This window comes from Bradyrhizobium sp. I71 (assembly GCF_022354745.1).
Taxonomy (GTDB): Bacteria; Pseudomonadota; Alphaproteobacteria; order Rhizobiales; family Xanthobacteraceae; genus Bradyrhizobium; species Bradyrhizobium liaoningense.
Genome location: NZ_CP059398.1, coordinates 1,033,995 through 1,055,499, shown reverse-complemented (window position 1 = coordinate 1,055,499; position 21,505 = coordinate 1,033,995). Strand labels below are relative to the sequence as shown.

The following is a 21,505-nucleotide window of genomic DNA, read 5'->3' as shown; positions in this document are numbered from 1 at the left end:
GCTACTCCGTCGAGTCGAAATCCTCTTCCTTGGTGCCGAGCAGCGAGGCGATCGTGCGCAGGCCGGAATCGAGCTGCTCGGGCGACGGCGGGGCGAGGGCGAGCCGCACCGCGTTTGGTGCATGACCATGCGCGATCGCGAAGGTCGAGGACGGCGTCAGCGCGATGCCGCGCCTTGCCGCCGCGGCGACGAAGGTCTGCGAACGCCAGTGCGGCGGCAGTGTCAGCCAGAGATGATAGGAGCGTGCGTCGGCGGCGAGCTGGTAGCCGGCCAGGAGCCTCGCGGCGGTCTGCTGGCGGCGCGCCGCGTCGATGCGCTTCAGGCGCGTCAGCTCGGCGACGGTGCCGTCGGCCATCAGCCGCTGCCCGGCCGCCAGCGCGTGGCCGGAGGCGATCCAGCCGCCGGTGCGGACCGCGCTCATGACGCTTTCGCGCAAGTGAGGCGGCGCGACCAGGATGCCGAGCGCGAGGCCGGGCGCGACCTTCTTGGACAGGCTGTCGATCACGATGCAGCGGTCCGGCCCGAGCGCGGCCAGCGGCGTATCGTCGGCGAGGAAGCCGTAGACGGTGTCCTCGATGATGGGAAGATCGAGCTTCTCGGCGACGCGCATGATGTCGGCGCGCCGCGTCGCGTTCATGGTGACGCCGAGCGGATTCTGGATGATGGGCTGGAGATACAGCGCCGACAGGTGCGCCTCGCGATGTGCCTTCTGGATCGCATCCGGCCGCGCGCCGTGCTCGTCCATCGGAATCGGGACCAGCGTCACACCTAGCCGCGCGGCGATGCTCTTGACGTATGGATAGGTCAGCGCCTCGACGCCGCAGCGGCCACCGGTTGGAACGAGCGCCGCAAGCGCGGCCGCGAGCGATTGCTTGCCGTTGGCGGTGAAGAAGATCTGGTCCGCCTGCGGCGTAAAATCCTTGCGCGCGAGATAGGCGGCGGCCGCATTGCGCGCGCTCCTGGTGCCGGTGCTGGTCGAAACGCGCAGCGCGGACTCCAGCGCGTCGACGCGCTCCAGCCCCGCAAGGCTCTTGGCGATCATCGCCCATTGCTGCGGCAGCAGCGGGTAATTGACCTCGAAATTGATGCGCGCCTCGGCCGGCTCGCGCGTCGTCTCGACTTGGCGCCTGATGTCGCCGGAGATGAAGGTGCCGCGGCCGACCTCGCCGACCACGAGGCCGCGGCGGAGCAATTCCGTATAAACCCGGCTCGCGGTCGAGACCGCGATGCCACGGTCATAGGCAAAATTGCGCTGCGGCGGCAGCCGGTCGCCGGGCCTTAACGTGCCGTTAGTGATATCGGCCGCAATGGCATCGGCAAGCTTCACGTACTCGAACTTGGACATTATTGCACCGAGAGCAATGTTTTGCTTGCTCCGAGAAGTGTACCGGAGCATTTAAGTTCCATCAAGATCCGCGATTGAGCCGAGCGTGCGCGAGAGCAATCCGACGGCAATGAGGTGCAGGCGCTGACAGCGCCCGCGCCAACGGCATCGGCTTCGCCGCGGAACGACACGCCGGAGAAGAAAAAATGACCACGATCTCGCAAACTGCCGGGCCGAGTTTACGCCCATCCTCATCGGGCGGATTTTTCAGTGTGCTTGCCCACGCCGCCTCTGCGCTGTTCAACCGCCTGGAGCGCCGCTCCGCCGTCAAGACGCTGAACGAGCTCGACGACCGCGCGTTGCGCGACATCGGCATCACGCGCAGCCAGATCGAGGATGCGGTGTACGGGCAGTTCAAGGCCGAGTTGACGCGGTATTTGTGAGCTTGCTCTGTCGTGTGCCGGACGCGCTGCAGCGTTCTTACGCTGCTGCGCAGGCCCGGATCTAGAAGGTAACGGAGTTCGTTGAGATCTTGGTCCCGGTTCTGCAGCGCATCACTTCGTGCTGCGCAGCGCCCGGGGCACGAGAGCGGGGCTTCGGCGCGCAACTGTCTCCGCATCGTCCTTGCGAGCCAACGGGTCCGCGCGAAGCGCGGCCCGGTTCGCTTGTATCTCGAATGTCCTTTGGACGTTGCCGGCTAATGCAGTGTCGCGGCAGCGGCTTCGTCGATGGCCGCCATCAGGTCGGGTGTCGCAGATTGATGGATCATGTGACCCACTCCGGCGATCCGATGCAATTTGCTCTGCTTGATCTCCCCATGGAGCCTGACTGATTGCTTGTCGATGTCGATCAGACGGTCGTCCTCACCCCCGATGATGATCGTGGGCATCTTGAGTTCGCTGTAGGTCTTCGCAGCTACAAAGGCCGCAGGGACCATCAAGGCCGCTTCCGCAGCACTGGCGTGCATCTGTGCTGGCCGCACGGCCATTTCCTTGGGAAAATCGGCGAACTTCTCGGGGACTTCGCGCGGGCCGAATAATTTACGCAACATCACAGGCCACATCAGCCGCCCGAAGATCGGGGAGACGGTGTGACTGATGACATCTCCGAGCCCGGGTATTGCAGATGGGAAAGAGGCCGCGGCGTCGGTGCGGGCGGTTGGGAAATAGTATCCCGACGCCAGCACCAAAGCTTCGACGAGCGAGGGATGCCTGATCGCCAGCGCCACTGCGACCGACGCTCCCCACGAATGCCCCAGCACAATCGCCCGCTGGACGCCCAGATGAGCGAGTGCCTCCTTGAACAGATCCGCTTGCGCCTCGGGGGTCCAAACGGCATTGCGGGGTCGCAAGCTATGTCCGAATCCGGGGCGATCGAACACGATGACGCGGTAGCTCTCCTCTGCCAGATCGATCAAGCCGCTCGACTCGAAATCCTGGATCATGCTGCCGTTGCCGTGAAAGAGAACCAGCGGTCGACCCTTGCCGCGCTCCACATAGTGCAGACGTACGCCGTTGACCTCGATGAACCGTCCCTGCGGGGGATTATCGCGTTGCGCCTTCCTGGCAAGCTGCCGATTGACGAGAGCCGCCCCCGCCATGACCGTTACTGCACCAGCAATGGCGGTGAGTGCGGGATACCGCCTGAAGGCGTTCAGGCAGCCGGACAGAAGCACGGGGAAACGAGTTTGCAGAAAGGTCATTGGCAGCACCTCGAGCGGGTCTGCACGATGCCTCACAGCAGAATGAGAAATGTTGCAGCTGATCTAAACGAGGGCGAGCTGCGTTCGTTCCTTTACGAACCCCGCAACCTCACGATTCCATTTCTCCGCAGCAACTTCGTTTGTCGGTCGACAGCGTGAGCTGTTGCTGCGGTTCCCGGCGGTCAGCCTGTAGCTGCGTCCTGTCCGCGCTAGTGCCTCACCACCAGAACCGAGCATTTGGCGTAGCGCACGACGTGCCCGGCGTTGGAGCCGAGGAAATAGGTGCGCATCGCCGGCCGGTGCGAGGTCATCACGATCAGGTCGGCCTTCATATTCGCGGCTTCCTCCAGGATTTCGTGGTAGATGCCGCCCTGGCGCACGATGCTGGAGATGCGGCCCGGTTCGATGCCGGACTCGCGCGCGACGATGGCGAGGGCCTCCTCCGAGGTCTGACGCTGCTGCTCGTCGAAATCGGCCGGGACGTATTCGGCCAGCATCACCGGCGTCATCGGCAGCACGTTGAGCAGGCGCACCGTGCCGCTCCAGGTCTGGGACAGCGTCGCCGCGGTTGCGATCGCCGGCTTGGCGAGATCGGTGTCGGCGAGGTCGATGGGCACGAGGATGGACTTGAACATCTGCGCCTCCAAATCTTTCGGTCAGCACGTCTTGCCGGCAGGTTGCGCGATCATCCCGATCGAAGCAGCCTGGGGCTGACGAACAGCACCAGCTTGCCGCGGCGGTAAGCCACGTCACCCCAATCCTTGACGTCAAAGTCGAAGATCGCAAGCCCCGCGGTGGGCAGGTTGTCGCTGAGCGCCTTGGCGCCGGCCGGGTCGCCGCCGCCTATCAGCATCAGGGCGGCCTCGTGCATGCCGGGGTTGTGGCCGATCAGCAGCAACTGCTTTGGGTCGGCCGGGGCGGTTGCAGTGCGAATGGCTTCCAGGATTTCCGCGGAATCGGCGCCGTAGAGTTCCGGCAAGACCTCGACCTGCGGCACGGGGACGCGGTCCTTCATCGCCTCCCAGGCGATGTCCCAGGTCTGCCGGGCCCGCACGGCATGCGACACCAGCACGGTATCGGGGAAGGGGGGATGGGTGGCGATCCAGTCGCCCATCCGCGCAGCATCCTTGTGGCCGCGCTCGTCGAGCCGGCGGTCCTGGTCACGGCCGCTCGGCGCGTCGGTCTCGGTCTTGGCGTGACGCAGCAGCATCAAACGGCGCATGGCATTCTCGAATCGTTGTGTGTCCAGAATAATCTACGGGCGCGGGTCGAGAACAAGGTGACAAGCGCCGGACAGGTCCAAAAGCGCGGTGAGATTGGGACGAATCGCCATCGCGCCTTAGAGTTATTGTTTTGAGCATGATCTCCGCGCAAACGCATTTTGCGTTCGTCGCGAGGGAAAACCGCTGCACACTTCTTCGGATCATGCTCTAAGAAAACGACATGAGCGAGACTTTCACAAGCGTGTCCCAGGAAGAAGCCGGCTTGCGCGACCGCGTGCGGTTGACGTTCGATCTCGATGCCGACATCTGCGTCATCGGCGCGGGGCTTGCCGGCCTTTCCATCGCGCTGGAGGCGGCCCGGCTCGGGGCCAGCGTCGCGGTGCTCGAGGGCCGTCATGTCGGTTGGAACGCCTCCGGCAACCAGCTCGGCACCGTGATGCCTGGCTTCGCGCTGCCGCTCGCGGACCTGATCGAGCGCATCGGCTTCGAGGACGCGCGCGAGTTGTGGGCCCTGTCGAAGGAAGGCGCCGAGTTCGTCCGGGCCAACGCCACGGAAGAGAACATGCCGGGAATCGGCCTCAGCGACGGTGTGCTCGAGGTCTCCAACGTCGATACCGGCGACCGGCTGATCAGCCGGTTGCAGATGCTGAACGGGGATTTCGATACCGAGGTCGAGGGCTGGCAGGCCGATCACGTCCGCGGGCTGCTCAAGACCGATCGCTACTTCCACGGCGTGTATTATCCCAGGGCGTTCCAGGTCGACGGCCGGAAATATGTGCACGGCCTTGCGGCGCTGGCACGGCGGGCAGGCGCCCGCATCTTCGAGGACACGCCGGTCGTCAGCATCGATCATTCCGGCATCCGCAAGCGCATCGTCACGCCCTCGGCGCGGCTGCGCGCGACCCACATCGTGCTCGCCGGCAACATTCATCTCGGCGCGCCCCTGAAGCGCCTTTCGGAGACGCTGCTGCCGGTCTGGCGCTATGCCGGCGTCACCGCGCCGCTCGGCGAGCGCCTTCATGAGATCATCGCCGTCAAGGGATCGGTGATGGATTCCGACGGCGTCGACCATTTCCGGATTGTCGACGGCGACCGGCTGATGTGGGAGAGCCCGGAGACCACCTGGGCGGCGCGTCCGCAGCGCTTCGCGGGCGCCGTCAGGCGGCGGATCCGCACGATTTTTCCCGAGCTCGGCAATGTCGAGATCGCCGACATGTTCGGCGGCGCCACCGGCCAGACCGTGCACGGCATGCCGCAGATCGGCCAGTTGCGCAAAGGCCTGTGGGTGGCGAGCGGGTTCGGCCGCCAGGGCATGAACACCTCCGCCATGGCCGGACAGATGATCGCGCGCAGCATTCTGTGGGGCGATGAGCGCTGGCGGCTGTTCTCGCCGTTCGAGCTGGTCTGGGCGGGCGGCGCCACGGGACGCGTCGCGGGCCAGCTGGTCGGGATCTGGAGCAGGGCGAGTTCCGCCGCGGCAGGCTCGCTCGCCCGCTATCGCGAACGTGCCAGGGTCAAGGACAGGGAACGCGAGGCCCGCCTCGCCAAAGCCAACCGGGCCGCCGGCACCGGCCCGCGCCGTCCCCCGCCTGGCGTTCGCCCGCGGCCGGCCCCGCCGCCGAGACCTGCGGCCCAAGACGTAGAACAGGTTGAACAGGGCAGGGAACCGGCCTCTCACGACGCCGGCATCTCGCGATAAGGTCCAAGAAAAATCCCGCCCGGAAGTGTAACATCGGCCGTTAGAGCCCGTATCTCATGGCGTGGACTCCCCGCGCACGGAGAATGAGATGGTTGACCGCCGCATCCTGTTGACGACTGTCGCCGGCCTGTTTGGCCTTTCGGCCTTCCGCTGGCTGAGAGCATCCCCCGCCGAGGCCGGCGAGAAGGCCGCGGAAAAGTTCGAGATTGTGAAGACGGAGGCCGAATGGCGTGCCCAGCTCACGCCGCAGCAATATGAGATCCTGCGCAATCACGGCACCGAGCGGCCCGGCTCCAGCCCGCTGCTGAAGGAGCACCGCAAGGGCATTTTCGCCTGCGCCGGCTGTGACCTGCCGCTGTTTACGTCCGAGACCAAGTTCGAGAGCGGCACGGGATGGCCGAGCTTCTACCAGCCGATCGAGGGCAATGTCGGCAAGACCGAGGACCGCACCTACGGCATGGTCCGCACCGAGGTGCATTGCCGCCGCTGCGGCGGCCATCTCGGCCACGTCTTCGACGACGGTCCGAAGCCGACCGGCTTGCGCTATTGCATCGACGGTTTCGGGCTGGTCTTCCACCCCGCGGCGGCGTCGGCGACGTAGGTCTTTCTCGTCGTCGTTCCGGAGCGGTCCGCAGGACCGAACCCCCGGTGCGCAATTGCGCACCGGGGAATCTCGAGGTTCCGGATTCGATGCTGACGCATCGCTCCGGAACGACACTCGCCCCGGCAATTGTTGCCGGCCCGGCAATTGTGCCCCGGTCGTCCGACCGGGGCCTTTTTGTTTAAGCCATTGATTTCCTGAAGATCCCTGCATTGGCATAGGCCTTGCGACGTCTCTCCCGACTGCGGCCATGGTCGACCGGCCGCCGGGATCGGATTTGGAGACAAAGTTATGGGTATCTTCGATGCAATGAACACCTCGGTGGGTGGCCTGCAGGCGCAGTCCTATGCGCTGCAGAATATTTCCGGCAACATCGCGAACTCATCCACCACCGGTTACAAGGGCATCGGCACCAGCTTCGTCGATCTCATTCCCGACTCCTCGGTTCCGAGCAAGCAGGTCGCGGGCGGCGTTACGGCCAATGCGAAGGCCACCATCACCACGCAGGGCACGATCTCGGGCTCCACCGTCGCCACCAACATGGCGATCACCGGCGACGGCTTCTTCTCGATCCAGAAGGCGAGCGGCGTCGTCGACAACGTCCCCGTGTTCACCGGGGTGACCTACTACACAAGGCGTGGCGACTTCCAGCTCAACGCCAACGGCAACCTGGTCAACGGCGCCGGCTATTACCTGATGGGCGTCACGGTCGACCCGAAGACCGGCAACCCGACCGGCAGCGTGGCGAACGTCCTGCAATTCCAGAACAACTTCATTCCGGCGCAGGCGACCACCTCGATCCAGTACGCTGCGAACCTACCGACCCAGCCGAACACCGTGGCGAAAACGACTGCCTCGACCGGCACGCTGCTGGCGGCCGGCGGGCTCAATCCGTCCGATTTCGCCGCCAACCCGCTGCCGGTCGGCACGCCGCCGGCGCCCTATGCCAACGCAACGGTGTCAGGGGCGGCAGCAACCGGCAACATCCGCTCGGCCTATTCGTCGACGACGGCGACGGGCACGGTTGCGCTCCAGAACAATTCGTCGGCGGTCGCCTCGACAACCACGTCCCTTGACAACGCCGCCGGCACGCATCTCGCCTCCAGCATTCTCACCGCGTTGAGCGGCCAGACGCTGACCATCAACGGCAACACCGTCACGTTCGACGGCAGCACCACGGTCTCGACCGTCGGCAGCAATACGACGATTGGCCTCGGTGCGGGCACGACGGCGACCGTGGCCGACATCCTGAATGCAATTCAGACTGCCGGCGGCGCCGGCGTCACCGCTTCGCTCTCCGTCAGCGGCAATATCCAGATCTCGACCGGCACCGGCACCGACGTGGCGGTGGGCAGCGGCACGGCAGCCACCGCCCTCGGCATCAGCAGCGTGACGCGCGGCGGCAATGTGCTGTCCTCGCCCGCGATCTCGGGCGCGACCGTGCTGAGCGGCACTGCGACTGCCGGCGGCGCCCAGGTGCTCTCGTCCGGCTTTTCCGCCGGCGATACCATCACGGTCAACGGTCAGACGCTGACCTTCATGAACTCGGGCGCCTCGGGACCGAACCAGATCAACATCACCGACAACATCACGACCCTGCTCGGCAAGATCGACGCGCTCTCCGGCGCCTCGGGGTCGTCGGTCAGCAGCGGCGGCGTGATCACGCTGAACACCGGCACTGTCTCCAACCTCTCGGTGTCGAGCTCCAACAGCGCTGCCTTCTCCGCGCTCGGCTTCACCTCGACCATCACCAAGAATCGCGATGGTGGCGGCACCGCCGGCACCGGCGGCGTGATCGGCAACGACATCGCGACCTTCACCAAGGAATCGATCAGCGGCGGCGCGGTGACCGCCTACAACGCCGCCGGCACGCCGGTGAACCTGCAATTGCGCTGGGCCAAGACCGACAGTGCCTCGCTGGGCGCGGGCCATTCGGATAGCTGGAACCTGTTCTACCAGACCGACCCGAACGCGACCGGCACCACGGTCGGCTGGGTCAACACCGGCCAGACCTTCACCTTTGCCGCCGACGGCTCGCTGACCTCGCCGAGCGGCTCGGGCATCACCATCAACAACGTCACCGTCAGCGGTCAGTCGCTCGGCTCGGTCGCCTTCAACATCTCCTCGGGCGGGCTGACGCAATATGCCAGCACGAGCGGCGCGGTGACCATCAACACCATCACGCAGAACGGCTATGCCGCCGGTCAGCTCCGCTCGGTTGCCGTCAACAACAATGGCGTCGTGGTCGGCACCTTCTCGAACGGCCAGAACCTCAACCTCGCTCAGGTGCAGCTGTCGCATTTCAACGGCACCAACTATCTGAAGGCGCTCGATGGCGGCGCCTACGCTGCGACTGAACAGTCGGGAGACGCCATCGACGGCGCCTCGGGCACCATCAGCGGCTCGTCGCTGGAGGGATCCAACACCGACATCGCCGACGAATTCACCAAGCTGATCGTGACCCAGCAGGCCTATTCGGCCAACACCAAGGTGATCACGACCGCGAATTCGATGGTGCAGGATCTCTTGAACGTATTGCGCTGATCGGCGCGTAACGTAACCAAAGGCGGGTCAGTGACATGGGTTTGAGTTCAGCCCTCGCCAGCGCGATGAGCGGTCTGCGTGCAAATCAGGCCGCGCTCTCGATCGTCTCATCGAACGTCGCGAATTCGCAGACGCCGGGTTACGTCGTCCAGACGCCGAACCAGATCGAGGTCACCACCGGCGACTTCGGCTCGTCGGTGATGACCACCGGCGTTACCCGCGAACTCGACAGCTACGTGCTGAACCAGCTGCGGACCGAGACCGGCGGCAGCGGTTACGCCGACCAGATGGCCAACATCCTGAAGCAGCTTCAGAATGTCTATGGCACGCCCGGCAACAGCGGCACGCTCGAAGCCGCGCTGAACAAGTTCACCACGGCGCTTCAGGCGCTCTCGACCAGTTCGGGGGCGTCGTCGGCGCAGACCGTCGCGCTCGGCGCGGCGCAGGCGCTGGCGCAGCAGCTCAACATCACCACCAACGGCATCCAGTCGCTGCGCTCCAACGTCGAGCAGGATCTCGGCAACTCGGCGCGAGCCGCCAACGCGGCGATGCAGCAGATCGCCGACATCAACACCAAGCTCCAGGGCCTGTCGGTCAACGATCCCTCGGCCGCCACGCTGATGGACCAGCGTGACCAGGCCATCAACACGCTGTCGAAATATGTCGACGTTCGCGTCACCACCGACGGTTCGAACCAGACCAACATCTACACCACGACCGGTATTCAGCTCGTCGGCGCCGGGCTGGCCTCGGAATTCTCCTTTGCCTCCGCCGGTGCGCTTTCGGCGACCTCGCTTTACAATATCGACCCGGCCAAGTCCGGCGTCGGTGCGTTCAACATCAAGCTGCCGAACGGCTCCCAGGTCGACGTCGTCGCCAACAACGTGGTGTCGTCCGGCCAGATCGCGGCCGACCTGAAGCTGCGCGACCAGACCCTGGTCCAGGCGCAGGACCAGATCGACCAGCTCGCCGCCACGATGGCGAGCGCGCTGTCCGACAAGACCGCGGCCGGAAGCACGGTCACCGGCCCGCCGGCCGGGTTCGATCTCGACCTTGCCGGCGCGGCGCCGGGCAACACCGTCAACATCACCTACACGGACACGGCCACCAACACCCAGCGCCAGATCACGCTGGTCAACGTGACCGATCCGGCCGCGCTGCCGCTTCAGAACGCGACGAACGCCAATCCGATGCGGATCGGCGTCAACTTCTCCGGCGGCATGGGAGCGATCGCCTCCGCGCTCAACACCGCGCTGTCGGGCACGCATCTGTCGTTCTCCGCCGCCCCTGCGCCGGCGACCGCCACGACGCTGCGGGTGACCGACGACAACACCGGCCTCGCCAAGGTGAACTCGGCGTCGACCACGAAGACGATCACGTCGCTGACCTCGGGCAATCCGCAGCTGCCGCTGTTCACCGACGGCGGCCAGGCGCTCTACACCGGCGCGATCACGGCGTCCGGCTCGCAGATGACCGGCTTTGCCGGGCGCATCGCCGTGAACACGCAGCTGGTTTCCGATCCGAGCCGGCTGTCGGTCTACAACACCTCGCCGGTGACGCCCGCAGGCGACACCACGCGTTCGGACTATCTCTATTCGCAGCTCACCAATGCGGTGTTCTCCTATTCGCCGCAGACCGGCCTCGGCTCGGCGAACCAGCCCTTCACCGGCAGCGTCTCGAACTACCTCCAGCAGTTCCTGAGCGTCCAGGCCAACGCTGCCACCCAGGCGACCCAGCTCCAGCAGGGCCAGAGCGTCGTGGTCTCGACGCTCCAGGCCAAGTTCAACTCGACCTCCAGCGTCAACCTGGACTCGGAGATGTCGAACCTTATTCAGCTTCAGAATGCCTATGCCGCCAACGCCCACGTCATGTCGGTGGTGCAGAGCATGATGAACACGTTGCTCCAGGCTCAAGTGTAACAAGTAACAGGGCTCTGAAAGATGTCGATCAGCAGCATCAATTACTCTTCGTCGATTCTCGGCGCACAGATCCGCAACATCAATCAGCAGCTCACCGACCTGTCGACCCAGCTTTCGACCGGCAAGCTGTCGCAGAACTATTCCGGCATGGGCACCAACGAGGGCTTTGCGATCGCCGGGCGCGCGCAGCTCTCCAACATCGCCGGCTATACCGACACGATCACCAACGTCAACGTCAGCATCAACCTCGCCAATACCGCGCTGCAGTCGCTGACGAAGATCCGCAACACGGTGCAGACGGGCTCGGCCAACACCGCGCAGGACCTCAACGTCAACGGCCAGACGATCGCGCAGAACACTGCCGCGGCGCAATTCGGCTCGATGGTCGGCGTCCTCAACACGCAGACGGGCAGCCGCTATCTGTTCTCCGGGACGGCCGTCAACACGCAGTCGGTTGCGGATGCCGGCGACATCATCAACGGCACCACGACGCAGGCCGGCTTCAAGACCGTCATGGCGGAGCGCCAGGCCGCCGATCTCGGCGCCAACGGCATGGGGCGGCTGGTGCAGACGCAGCCGACGCCGAGCTCCGTGCAGGTGTCGGAGGACGTCGCCGGGTCGCCGTTCGGGCTCAAGATCAAGGCGGTGTCCTCGACGCTGACGGGCGCGACCGTCACCGGCCCGAGCGGCTCGCCGGTGTCGTTCTCGGTCGATCTCAACGGCGTCAACCCGAACAACGGCGACAAGCTCAGCATTCAGTTCACCCTGCCGGACGGCACCACCGAGCAGATCGACCTGACCGCCTCGACGGCGACGCCGACGCCGCTCGGCAGCTTCGCCATCGATGCGAGCACTCCCGTCAATCCGAACAACACCGCGACCAACCTCAACACCGCGCTGAACACCGCGATCACCAAGCTCGCCAACACCTCGCTGGTGGCGGCATCCGCGGTCGTCGCCGGCGACAACTTCTTCAACACCGCGAGCTCCGCGATCGGCACGCCGGTCAACAGCCAGGCGGCACCGCCGGCCCCCGTCACCGGCGCGACGGCGCTGTCCGGCGCGAGCCCCTCGGACTCGATCTCGCCGGGCTTCGTCGCCGGCGACACCATCACCGTCAACGGCACCACGCTGACCTTCGTCAGCTCGGGCGCGACCGGCGACCAGCTCAACGTTACCGACAGCATCCAGACCCTGCTGAGCAAGATCGACCAGATCACGGGGACGTCGAAGCCGTCGACGGTCCATGGCGGTTCGATCACGATCAACACCGACGACGCGGCGAGCCTCAACATCACGAGCTCGAATACGGGGGCGCTGGGCTCGCTCGGCTTCGGCGCGACGCCCGTGACCGCCACGCAACCGCCGCTGCGCGTCGGCTCCTCGCCCGCGAGTTCGGCGACGACGCTGGTGAACGGCTCGGCCACCACCGTGAAGTGGTATCTGGGCAATGACGGGCCGGGGTCGCCACGCTCCACGGCGACGGCCCGGGTCGACGATGCCGTCACGGTGCAATATGGCGCCCAGGCGAACGAGGACGCAATCCGCCGGCAGTTGCAGGCGATCGCGGTGTTCGGGACCTTCTCGACCTCGCCGACCGGCCAGTACTCGGGCGGGCAGGTGTCGGCGCTGAGCCTGCGGGTGACACAGGCGCTGACGCAGCAGCCCGGCCAGCAGCGCATCGAGGACATCCAGACCGACATCGCGATGGCCCAGAACACGATGAAGGACGCGACCACGCGCCAGACCCAGGCCAAGGCGCAGCTCCAGGGCATCATCGACCAGGCGGAATCGGCCTCGCCGGACCAGGTCGCGAGCGAGCTCCTGGCACTCCAGAACGCCCTCCAGGCGTCCTACCAGGTGACCTCGAACCTCGCCCAGCTGTCGCTCGTCAAGTTCCTGTAAGGGGGCGTTAAGGCGCCGTTAACCATGCCTGTTTACCTCTTGGTGAGGATTGGAGCGGGGCGGGGCGGTCGATGTCGGACAGGATGCAGCTGGTGGTGGCAACGCCTTGCTTCGGCGGGCAGGTGTCGAGCATCTATGCGAGCTCGATCTTCGCGCTGCAGCGCGCCGTGCACGGCATGTCCAATCTCGAGCTCAAGGTACACCTGCGCGACGGCGACGCCCTGATCACCCGCGCGCGGGCCAATTTGGTCGCGCTGTTTCTGGACGACCCCAAGGCGACGCATTTCCTGTTCATCGATGCCGATATCGGGTTCAAGCCGGAGCAGGTGTTCCGGTTGATCGAATGCGGCGCGGACGTCGTCGCCGGCTGCTATCCGGTCAAGCGGGTCAACTGGGACAAGGCGAAGCGCGCGATCGAGGCCGGCCGCACCGACGTGCCGGCGGCCTCGCTCGACTATGTGCTCGAGATCGAGGATCCCGACCGCATCGTCGTGGTCAACGGCTTCACCCGCGTGCGCTACGCCGGCACCGGCTTCCTGATGATCCGGCGCCACGTGCTGGAGGCGATGTGCCGCCACCCCGACTATGCCAACCTGCAATTCTTCCGCGAGCATTCGCACGATACGCTGACGGCGAGCCAGAACCGGTTCGCGCTGTTCGAATGCATGATCGACCCGGTGACCGGCACGTATCTTTCCGAGGATTTCGCCTTCTGCAAGCGCTGGACCGATATCGGCGGCGAGATCTGGGCCGACATCCAGAGCTCGCTCGATCACGTCGGGCCGTCGGTGTTCCGCGGCGACATCGCCTCGCAATTCGCGCCGGCGCCCGCGGCGGCGGCCGATGCCGCAGCGTGAGGCTGCCGGGATGAGCGGCGGCGCATCCCGTTCGTCAGAACCGGAACGCACGGCTGACGGCGGTTCGCGCTATCGCCTGCGCGATCTCTTCACGCCGCTCGACACGCTGCTCGTCTCCGGCGGAGATCCGCGGCTCGCGCTCGATCCCGAGGACCGCGTCAACGTCTATGGATGCGCGGCCTCGCCGGAGCCGGACATCTGGAATTTCGCCTCCTCGACCGCATCGACGATCTCGCAGGCGGCCTATGACCGTGCCGTGCTGGCGCGCGAAGAGCTGATGCACAAGTGTCTGTTCGACGAGGTCGAGGTCGCTTTCGACTCGCGTTGCGAGGACATGCGCGACGAGCTGCGCCGCCATCTCCAGCTTTCGCCGCGCGTCGACGTGGTGTTCTCGCCGTCCGGCACGGACTCCCAGCTCCATGCCCTGTTCCTGGCGCGGACGATCCTCGGCGTGCGACCGGTGACGATCGTGGTCGGCGCCGACCAGACCGGAAGCGGGACGATCCATACTGCCCGCGGACACCATTTCAGCTCCATGACGGCGAGCGGCGTTGCGGTTCGCAAGGACGGAGCGGTTGCCGGGCTCGCCGGCGCCAGCCTTGCGTTGCGACTGCGCGAGGCCGCACCCGGGATCGCGATGCGCGCGGACGCCGATGCCGCGGTGCTGCATGCGGTCGAGGCTGCGATCGCGCAAGGCGCGCCCGTGCTGCTCCAGATCATGGATTCCTCGAAGCTCGGATGGCGTGCGCCGAGCGCGGCCTGCCTCGACGAGATCGCGCGGCGCTGGCCGCGCGAGGTCCAAATCGTCGTCGATGCCTGCCAGGCCCGGCTCGGCCGCCGCCGGCTGCGCTCCTATCTCGACCGCGGCTATATGGTGCTGATCACCGGCTCGAAGTTCTTCGGCGGACCTGCCTTCAGCGGTGCGCTGCTGGTGCCGAAGGGCCTTTCGCGCTCGCTCGACCGGGGTGAGGGGATCGCACCTGGTATTTTCGACTACGCCGGCCGTTGCGATTGGCCAGTGGCCTGGACGGCGCTGCGTTCGCGCTTCGAGCGCCGCCCGAATTTCGGTCAATGGCTGCGCTGGGAGGCGGCGCTGGCCGAGATCGGCAGCTATTACGCCGTGCCCGCGGTTTCCCGCGCCGAGATGCTCGCCGAGCTCGCCGCCGGCGTCGACAGCATGATCGCGCTGTCGCCGTCGCTTCGCTCTGTTCCAACTCCAACCGCGATCAACACGGCCGACGCGGACGACGAGGAGTTCGCGCAAGCAACGATCTTTCCGTTCACGCTGCTGCGCGACGGCAAGCCGGTCTCGATCGCCGAGACCTGGGCCGTTCACCGTGCGCTGGCGCGTGACATGAGCGAAGAGATCAGCGGCAGCACGGCGGACCGAGAGATCGCCGCGCAGCGCTGCCTGGTCGGCCAGCCGGTCCGGCTGGAGCGGCAGGACGAGACGCCGCAGGCCGTGCTGCGCCTCTGCGTCGGCGCACGGCTCGTGACGGAAGCCTGGTCGCAGGATACGGCGAAGGCGCGACGCAATGTGCAGCACGTTCTCGACCGCATCGCCCATGTCCTGGTGAAGATCGAGCTGCTGCTCGACCGTGGTGCAGCCGCGACCGTGCCGGTCAAGTCCGAGTTCGAGGTGTGAAATGCAGCATCCAGTTTCTGCGCCGATCGGTTTGACTGCGGCGAGCTATGCCGACCGCATCGGCTTTGCGCAGCTGACGCGCCAGGCCTTCGAAGGCGTCGATCTGCATCCGTTGCGCGACCAGCTCGTGGCGCGGATCGCGGCGGGGACCGCGCTGGCGGGCGAAGGGCTGGATCTCTCCTTGATCACCCAGCTTCTGGGCGACAAGGATCAGGGGCTTGCGATCCAGTCCGAAGTGCTGACATTCCATCAACTCTTTCGTACGCCCAGTGCGGCTTCGCAGCCCGGCTTGCGCGTGCTCGCGCTTGCGGCCGACATCGACATGGGCGGCAACACGCCGATCGATTTCCTGCTCGAAGGCTCCGACATCGAGCTGCTGACACTCTACGTGGTCAAGGGCGTCGGTCTGCCGGAAACCTTGCCCGAGCACGACGTCGCCATCGTGATCGCGTCCGATTCCGAGGAATGCCGCGAGGCGCTCGCGCTGATCGAAAAGGCCGCGCCGCACTGGCCCCGGCCGCTGCTCAATCCGCCCGATCGCATCGGCAATCTCGATCGCGACAAGCTGTATCGGCTGCTGGCTGGTGTGCCGGGTCTGGACATTCCCGCGACCATCCACGCGACGCGCGCGCAATTGTCCGATCTCGCCCAGGACCGGATCGCCTGTGAGGACATCGCGGGCGAATTGCACTTTCCGATCATCGCGCGGCCGCGCGGCTCGCATGCCGGCGTCGGCCTCGCGAAGCTCGGCGATGCGGCTGCGCTCGCGGCCTACCTCGCCGAACGCAAGGAGCAGGACTTCTTCGTCGCACGCTTCGTCGATTATGTGAGCCCCGACGGGCTGTACCGCAAATATCGCCTCGCCATGATCGACGGCAAACCCTACGCCTGCCACATGGCGATCGCCGACCGCTGGGACATCTGGTATCTCAACGCCTACATGGCATTCAGCGAGGAGAAGCGGGCCGAGGAAGCCGTCTTCATGCGCGACTTCGACCGCGACTTCGCCGAGCGCCACAGGAGCGCGCTCGACGAGATGAGCCGGCGCGTCGGCCTCGATTATTTCATCGTCGATTGCGCCGAGAACGAGAGGCGCGAGCTTCTGGTGTTCGAGGCCGACAACACCGCCGTCGTGCACAACATGGATTCGCCAGCCGTGTTTCCTTACAAGCCGCCGCAGATGCGCAAGATCTTTGCCGCATTCACGGCGATGCTGTCGCGGCGGGCAAGGACGGGCGAGGGGAGCGCAGCATGAACGAGATCATCCGCAACACGCAAAGCTCCGTCACGAGCACCTCGCTCGATCCGCAGGACTGGAGCGAGTTTCGCGCGCTCGCCCATCGCATGCTGGACGAGACGATTGACGGCATCGCCAACGTTCGGGCGCGGCCCGTCTGGCGGCCGATCCCCGAAGACGTCCGTGCGGCATTCAGGGCCGATCTGCCGCGCGAGGCGAGCGATCTCGCCGAGGTCTATCGCGAATTCGCCGAGCATGTCGCCCCCTATGCGACCGGCAACGTCCATCCCGGCTTCATGGGCTGGGTGCATGGCGGCGGCACCTCGGTCGGCATGCTCGCGGAAATGCTTGCGGCAGGGCTCAACGCCAATCTCGGCGGGCGCGACCACATGCCGATCGAGGTCGAGCGCCAGATCGTCGACTGGATGCGCCGTCTGTTCGCCTTCCCCGACAGCGCGAGCGGCATCTTCGTCACGGGCACGTCGATGGCCAATCTGATGGCGGTGCTGGTGGCGCGCACGAGTGCGCTCGGCACGCTGGCGCGGCAGCACGGTATCGGCAATGACGGTGCGCTGCTCACAGCCTACACGTCGCGGGCGGCGCATGGCTGCGTCTCCAGGGCGATGGATATTGCCGGGCTCGGCACCGATGCGCTGCGCAAGATCGATGTCGATGCCGATCATCGCATCGACGTCGCCGCGCTGCGCGCGCAGATTACTGTTGATCGCGAGGTCGGCTTCAAGCCTTTCCTGGTGGTCGCGTCCGCCGGCACGGTCGATATCGGCGCGATCGACGACCTCAGGGCGATCGCGGAGTTGTGCCGCGAGGAAGGAATCTGGTTTCACGTCGACGGCGCTTTCGGTGCGCTCGCCATCCTGTCGCCCGAGCTTGCACCGCTGCTCGGCGGCATCGAGCTCGCGGATTCGATCGCACTCGACTTCCACAAATGGGGACAGGTGCCCTACGACGCAGGCTTCCTGCTCGTGCGCGACGGCGAGCGGCATCGGCAGGCCTTTGCGCAGCCGGCGGCCTATCTGCGCCGCGAGGCGAGGGGGCTTGCGGCGGGCGCGGTCTGGCCCTGCGATCTCGGCCCCGATCTGTCGCGTGGCTTCCGTGCGCTGAAGACGTGGTTCACGCTGAAGACGTTCGGCACCGAGCGGCTTGGCGCGGTGATCGCGCGAAGCTGTGCGCTGGCGAAATATCTGGAGGCGCGCGTGTTGGCCGAACCTCGGCTGGAATTGCTGGCGCCGGTCAATCTCAACATCGTCTGCTTCCGCTACCGTGCCGATGATGCGGTCAATCGCGAGATCGTTGCCGACGTCCAGGAGTCCGGCGTCGCAGCGCCGTCGAGCACGACGCTGGACGGCAGGCTCGCGATCCGCGCCGCGATCGTCAATCACCGCACCGAGGAAGCGGACGTCGATGCGCTGGTCGCGGCCGTGCTGGAGTTCGGCGAACGGCGGAGCCGCGGCGGACTGATCGAGGTCGAAGCGCCGCCGCTCGCGGCGCAGTAGCATTGATGCGTGCCTGAAACGACGACGGCCCCGGAGGCGATCCGGGGCCGTCGTCGTTCGCAGCTTGGGCGAAGCGAAAGCGTGTGGTCAGGCGGCAGAGCTCACGTCGGCCTTGTCCGCTTCGGCCTTGGGATGCGCGGCCGCGTACTGATCCCGCAGCTTCTCTTCATAGGCAATCAGCTTGCGGGCGTCCTTCAGCGCCCGGTAGAGGTCGCCGTTCAGGATGTTGTTGTTGATGCCTTCGATGATCGGCCAGGAACTCGGCACCGCAGTGACGATGTCGCGCACCAGGTTGAAATAGGTGCCGTGCTGGGTCTGCGGATCCGGCGAGATGTACATGAGCTGGACCGCGAGATAGACGAGCTTGGCGGGCGTATTGGCGGTCTCCGGCGTGAGGATGTCGCGCTCGCGCAGGATCGGCACGTTGTCGCCGTCGATCAGGAGGCGGGCGCGCTGGTCCGTGTTGGTAATCACGCAGTTACCGACGATGATGCGTTCGTGCGGTCTGAGCTCGACCTTGAGGGCCATGCCTGTTCTCCATCAACGCTTTCGTAACCGAGCGTTCGTTGCGGCTCATCAAGGCCTGATTCTCGCCCGGAATTAGTTAACGAGCTGTAAATCTCCGGCATTCGCGAGAAAAAGCTCAATCTTTCCAACGTTATGTCTGTGCGGCGGTGTGGCGATGTGCGCGGCTTCGGCGCCCCGAATCACGCGTGACCCGGCAAAAGCGCGGGTTTCATTTCATGCTTCGTTAGAAGTCTCGGCGCCACGGTCCGCCGGTCGCTGGGTCAATCTCGATCCAAGCAGACGCGTAACAGTAGCGTCGTTTACCAGAAAGGTAACAGAGTCATGTCCGGTATCGTTCTCTCCGCATCGGTTCGTCAGAACCTGCTCTCCCTCCAGTCCACCGCTGACCTCCTCGCCACCACACAGAACCGTCTGTCGACCGGCAAGAGCGTCAACTCGGCTCTGGACAATCCCACCAACTTCTTCACCGCCCAGTCGCTCGACAACCGCGCCAGCGACATCAACAACCTGCTCGACGGCATCGCCAACGGCGTGCAGGTGCTGCAGGCTGCCAACACCGGCATCACCTCGCTGCAGAAGCTGATCGACAGCGCCAAGTCGATCGCCAACCAGGCGCTGCAGACCACCGTCGGCTACTCCACCAAGTCCAACGTCTCCACCACGATTGCGGGTGCGACTGCGGCGGACCTGCGCGGCACGACCTCCTATGCAAGCGCCACCGCGTTCAGCAGCGTGCTGTACAGCGGCGCTGCCGGCGGCACGACTGCTGCGACTGGCACGACCACTCTCGGCGCGACCCAGGGCACGTTCTCGAACACGGTTGCCGTGAACGCCGCCGACGGCACCACCGCCGTGACCGGCACGATGACCCTGATCGGCACCACCGCCGCCACGAAGATCGGCACGGCTCCCGCCGACGGCGACACGCTGACGGTGAACGGCAAGACCATCACCTTCCGCGCCGGCACGGCTCCCTTGGCGGCCGCGGTCCCGAGCGGCTCGGGTGTCAGCGGCAACCTCGTGACCGACGGCAGCGGCAACACCACCGTCTATCTCGGCACCGCCGCGGCGCCGACTGCGACCGTCAACGACGTGCTGACGGCGATCGACCTCGCCAGCGGCGTGCAGACCTCGACGATCACCAACGGTGCTGCGACGATCGGTGTTGCCTCCGGTGCGACGGCGTCGTCGATGGCCGCCGGCATCGTGACGCTGAAGAGCTCGGCGGGTGCGGACGTGTCCGTGACCGGCAAGGCCGACCTGCTCAAGGCGTTTGGCCTGACCACTGCAACGGGTGGCGGCAACGCCACGGCGACGGCGACCCGTACGACCAGCTCGGGCTCGCTGGGCGCTCTGATCACGGACGGTTCGACGCTGAACGTCGACGGTCACGTCATCACCTTCAAGAACGCGCCGGTCCCGGGCTCGACCAACGCCCCGTCGATCCCGACCGGCTTCGGCAAGAGCGGCAACGTGATCACCGACGGCAACGGCAACTCGACGGTCTACCTCCAGGCCGGCACCGTCGCCGACGTGCTCAACGCGATCGACCTTGCCACCGGCGTGCAGACCGCCACCATTGCCGCCAACGGCAGCGCGACGCTTGCGGCCGCCTCGGGCCAGATCGCCTCGTCGATCAATGCCTCCGGCCAGCTCAAGCTCTCGACCGGCATCAATGCCGACCTGTCGATCACCGGCACCGGCAACGCGCTGAATGCGCTTGGCCTCGCCGGCAACACCGGCACCGCCAGCGCATTCTCGGCGGCCCGCACCTCCGGCATCGGCGGCATCAGCGGCAAGACCCTGACCTTCACCTCCTTCAACGGCGGCACCGCGGTTGACGTCACCTTCGGCGACGGCACCAACGGCACGGTCAAGACGCTGGATCAGCTCAACTCGAAGCTTCAGGCCAACAACCTGTCCGCGACGATCGACGCCAACGGCCTGCTGACGATCTCGACCACCAACGACTACGCGTCCTCGACCATCGGATCGAGTGCCGCGGGTGGTGCGATCGGCGGCACGCTGACCTCGTCGCTCACCTTCTCGACGGCTTCCACCCCCGTCCAGGATACGGTTGCGCAGACCTCGCGTGCCAATCTGGTGTCTCAGTACAACAACATCCTGAACCAGATCGACACGACGGCGCAGGACTCCTCGTTCAACGGCGTCAACCTCTTGAACGGCGATCAGCTCAAGCTGGTGTTCGACGAGACCGGCAAGTCGAACCTGAGCATTACCGGCGTGACCTACAACTCCAAGGGTCTGGGCCTTGCTGCGCTGACCAGCGGTGTCGACTTCATCGACAACGCTGCCACCAACAAGGTGCTGACCAACCTGAACGCTGCGTCGAGCACGCTGCGCTCGGAAGCCTCGAGCCTCGGTTCGAACCTCTCGGTGGTGCAGGTGCGTCAGGACTTCAACAAGAGCCTGATCAACGTGCTGCAGACCGGTTCGGCCAACCTGACCCTGGCCGACACCAACGTCGAGGCGGCCAACAGCCAGGCGCTGTCGACCCGCCAGTCGATCGCGGTCTCCGCGCTGTCGCTGGCCAACCAGTCGCAGCAGAGCGTGCTCCAGCTGCTCCGCTAAGTCGCGGACGACATCGCAAGCAGATCCGGCGGCGGGGCTTCGGCCCCGCCGCTTTGTTTTTGCATCGGCATCTGAGTGCCGCTCGCCAAGACGGGACGACACATCTGGATGCAGCAATTGCGTACTCTTGGTTATGGTTGACGAGTGGCAAATGCCTTTCCATTGGGCAAGAAAGCGTCGTCTTATCAGGGCGATATGCGCGAACTCGACCGAGC

16 protein-coding genes are annotated in these 21,505 nt (G+C 65.7%); 11 read left to right on the top strand and 5 right to left on the bottom strand.

Going from position 1 to position 21,505, the window contains the following annotated elements; all coding sequences use genetic code 11:
* Position 1: 1 nt before the first annotated feature.
* Positions 2 to 1,345, bottom strand: a complete 1,344-nt coding sequence (locus FJV43_RS05290) for a PLP-dependent aminotransferase family protein (RefSeq protein ID WP_239625150.1) — start codon at positions 1,343 to 1,345, stop codon at positions 2 to 4.
* 185 nt (positions 1,346 to 1,530) lie between these two features.
* Between FJV43_RS05290 and FJV43_RS05285 the strand changes: the two genes are divergently transcribed.
* Complete coding sequence (locus tag FJV43_RS05285; protein ID WP_239625148.1) at positions 1,531 to 1,767, top strand: DUF1127 domain-containing protein; 237 nt, start codon at positions 1,531 to 1,533, stop codon at positions 1,765 to 1,767.
* Positions 1,768 to 2,021: 254 nt separating this feature from the next.
* Here the strand turns inward: FJV43_RS05285 and FJV43_RS05280 are convergent, their stop codons facing one another.
* The 3 genes from FJV43_RS05280 to FJV43_RS05270 all read right to left on the bottom strand — a co-directional run bounded on the left by FJV43_RS05280 (position 2,022) and on the right by FJV43_RS05270 (position 4,248).
* Positions 2,022 to 3,026, bottom strand: coding sequence for an alpha/beta hydrolase (locus FJV43_RS05280; protein WP_239625146.1), 1,005 nt, complete (start codon positions 3,024 to 3,026; stop codon positions 2,022 to 2,024).
* 209 nt (positions 3,027 to 3,235) lie between these two features.
* Positions 3,236 to 3,661, bottom strand: a complete 426-nt coding sequence (locus FJV43_RS05275; protein WP_239625145.1) for a universal stress protein — start codon at positions 3,659 to 3,661, stop codon at positions 3,236 to 3,238.
* 50 nt (positions 3,662 to 3,711) lie between these two features.
* Entirely contained in the window at positions 3,712 to 4,248 is a 537-nt protein-coding gene (locus FJV43_RS05270; RefSeq protein ID WP_239625143.1) for a histidine phosphatase family protein, read from the bottom strand.
* Positions 4,249 to 4,469: 221 nt separating this feature from the next.
* Here FJV43_RS05270 and FJV43_RS05265 point away from each other — a divergent pair, with 221 nt between their 5' ends.
* The 9 genes from FJV43_RS05265 (at position 4,470) to FJV43_RS05225 (ending at position 18,170) form a co-directional block, all read left to right on the top strand.
* On the top strand, positions 4,470 to 5,948 hold the full coding sequence (locus FJV43_RS05265) for an FAD-binding oxidoreductase (protein ID WP_239625141.1): 1,479 nt from the start codon (positions 4,470 to 4,472) through the stop codon (positions 5,946 to 5,948).
* 88 nt (positions 5,949 to 6,036) lie between these two features.
* A complete protein-coding gene (msrB, locus tag FJV43_RS05260) occupies positions 6,037 to 6,549 on the top strand; it encodes a peptide-methionine (R)-S-oxide reductase MsrB (RefSeq protein ID WP_239625139.1) in 513 nt (170 codons plus the stop codon).
* 291 nt (positions 6,550 to 6,840) lie between these two features.
* On the top strand, positions 6,841 to 9,093 hold the full coding sequence (locus FJV43_RS05255) for a flagellar hook-basal body complex protein (RefSeq protein WP_239625137.1): 2,253 nt from the start codon (positions 6,841 to 6,843) through the stop codon (positions 9,091 to 9,093).
* 35 nt (positions 9,094 to 9,128) lie between these two features.
* Positions 9,129 to 11,012, top strand: coding sequence for a flagellar hook-associated protein FlgK (gene flgK, locus FJV43_RS05250; protein ID WP_239625135.1), 1,884 nt, complete (start codon positions 9,129 to 9,131; stop codon positions 11,010 to 11,012).
* 21 nt (positions 11,013 to 11,033) lie between these two features.
* Positions 11,034 to 12,917 carry a flagellar protein gene (locus tag FJV43_RS05245; protein ID WP_239625134.1) on the top strand — a complete coding sequence of 628 codons (1,884 nt, stop codon included), beginning with the start codon at positions 11,034 to 11,036 and terminating at the stop codon, positions 12,915 to 12,917.
* Between the two features lie 71 nt (positions 12,918 to 12,988).
* Entirely contained in the window at positions 12,989 to 13,774 is a 786-nt protein-coding gene (locus tag FJV43_RS05240; RefSeq protein ID WP_239625132.1) for a hypothetical protein, read from the top strand.
* A 10-nt stretch (positions 13,775 to 13,784) separates the two neighbouring features.
* Positions 13,785 to 15,419, top strand: coding sequence for a hypothetical protein (locus FJV43_RS05235; protein WP_239629319.1), 1,635 nt, complete (start codon positions 13,785 to 13,787; stop codon positions 15,417 to 15,419).
* 1 nt (position 15,420) lies between these two features.
* Complete coding sequence (locus tag FJV43_RS05230; RefSeq protein WP_239625130.1) at positions 15,421 to 16,674, top strand: hypothetical protein; 1,254 nt, start codon at positions 15,421 to 15,423, stop codon at positions 16,672 to 16,674.
* Positions 16,671 to 18,170 (top strand): aspartate aminotransferase family protein, encoded by a 1,500-nt coding sequence (locus FJV43_RS05225; protein WP_239625129.1) that lies wholly within the window; start codon positions 16,671 to 16,673, stop codon positions 18,168 to 18,170. The genes FJV43_RS05230 and FJV43_RS05225 overlap by 4 nt, the downstream gene beginning before the upstream one ends.
* 87 nt (positions 18,171 to 18,257) lie before the next feature.
* On the opposite strand, the gene flbT is transcribed toward FJV43_RS05225, so the two are convergent.
* Entirely contained in the window at positions 18,258 to 18,698 is a 441-nt protein-coding gene (gene flbT / locus FJV43_RS05220; RefSeq protein WP_035671936.1) for a flagellar biosynthesis repressor FlbT, read from the bottom strand.
* A 321-nt stretch (positions 18,699 to 19,019) separates the two neighbouring features.
* Between flbT and FJV43_RS05215 the strand changes: the two genes are divergently transcribed.
* Positions 19,020 to 21,290: a DUF1522 domain-containing protein gene (locus tag FJV43_RS05215; protein WP_239625127.1), complete on the top strand. Its 2,271-nt coding sequence runs from the start codon at positions 19,020 to 19,022 to the stop codon at positions 21,288 to 21,290.
* The last annotated feature ends 215 nt before the right edge of the window (positions 21,291 to 21,505 follow it).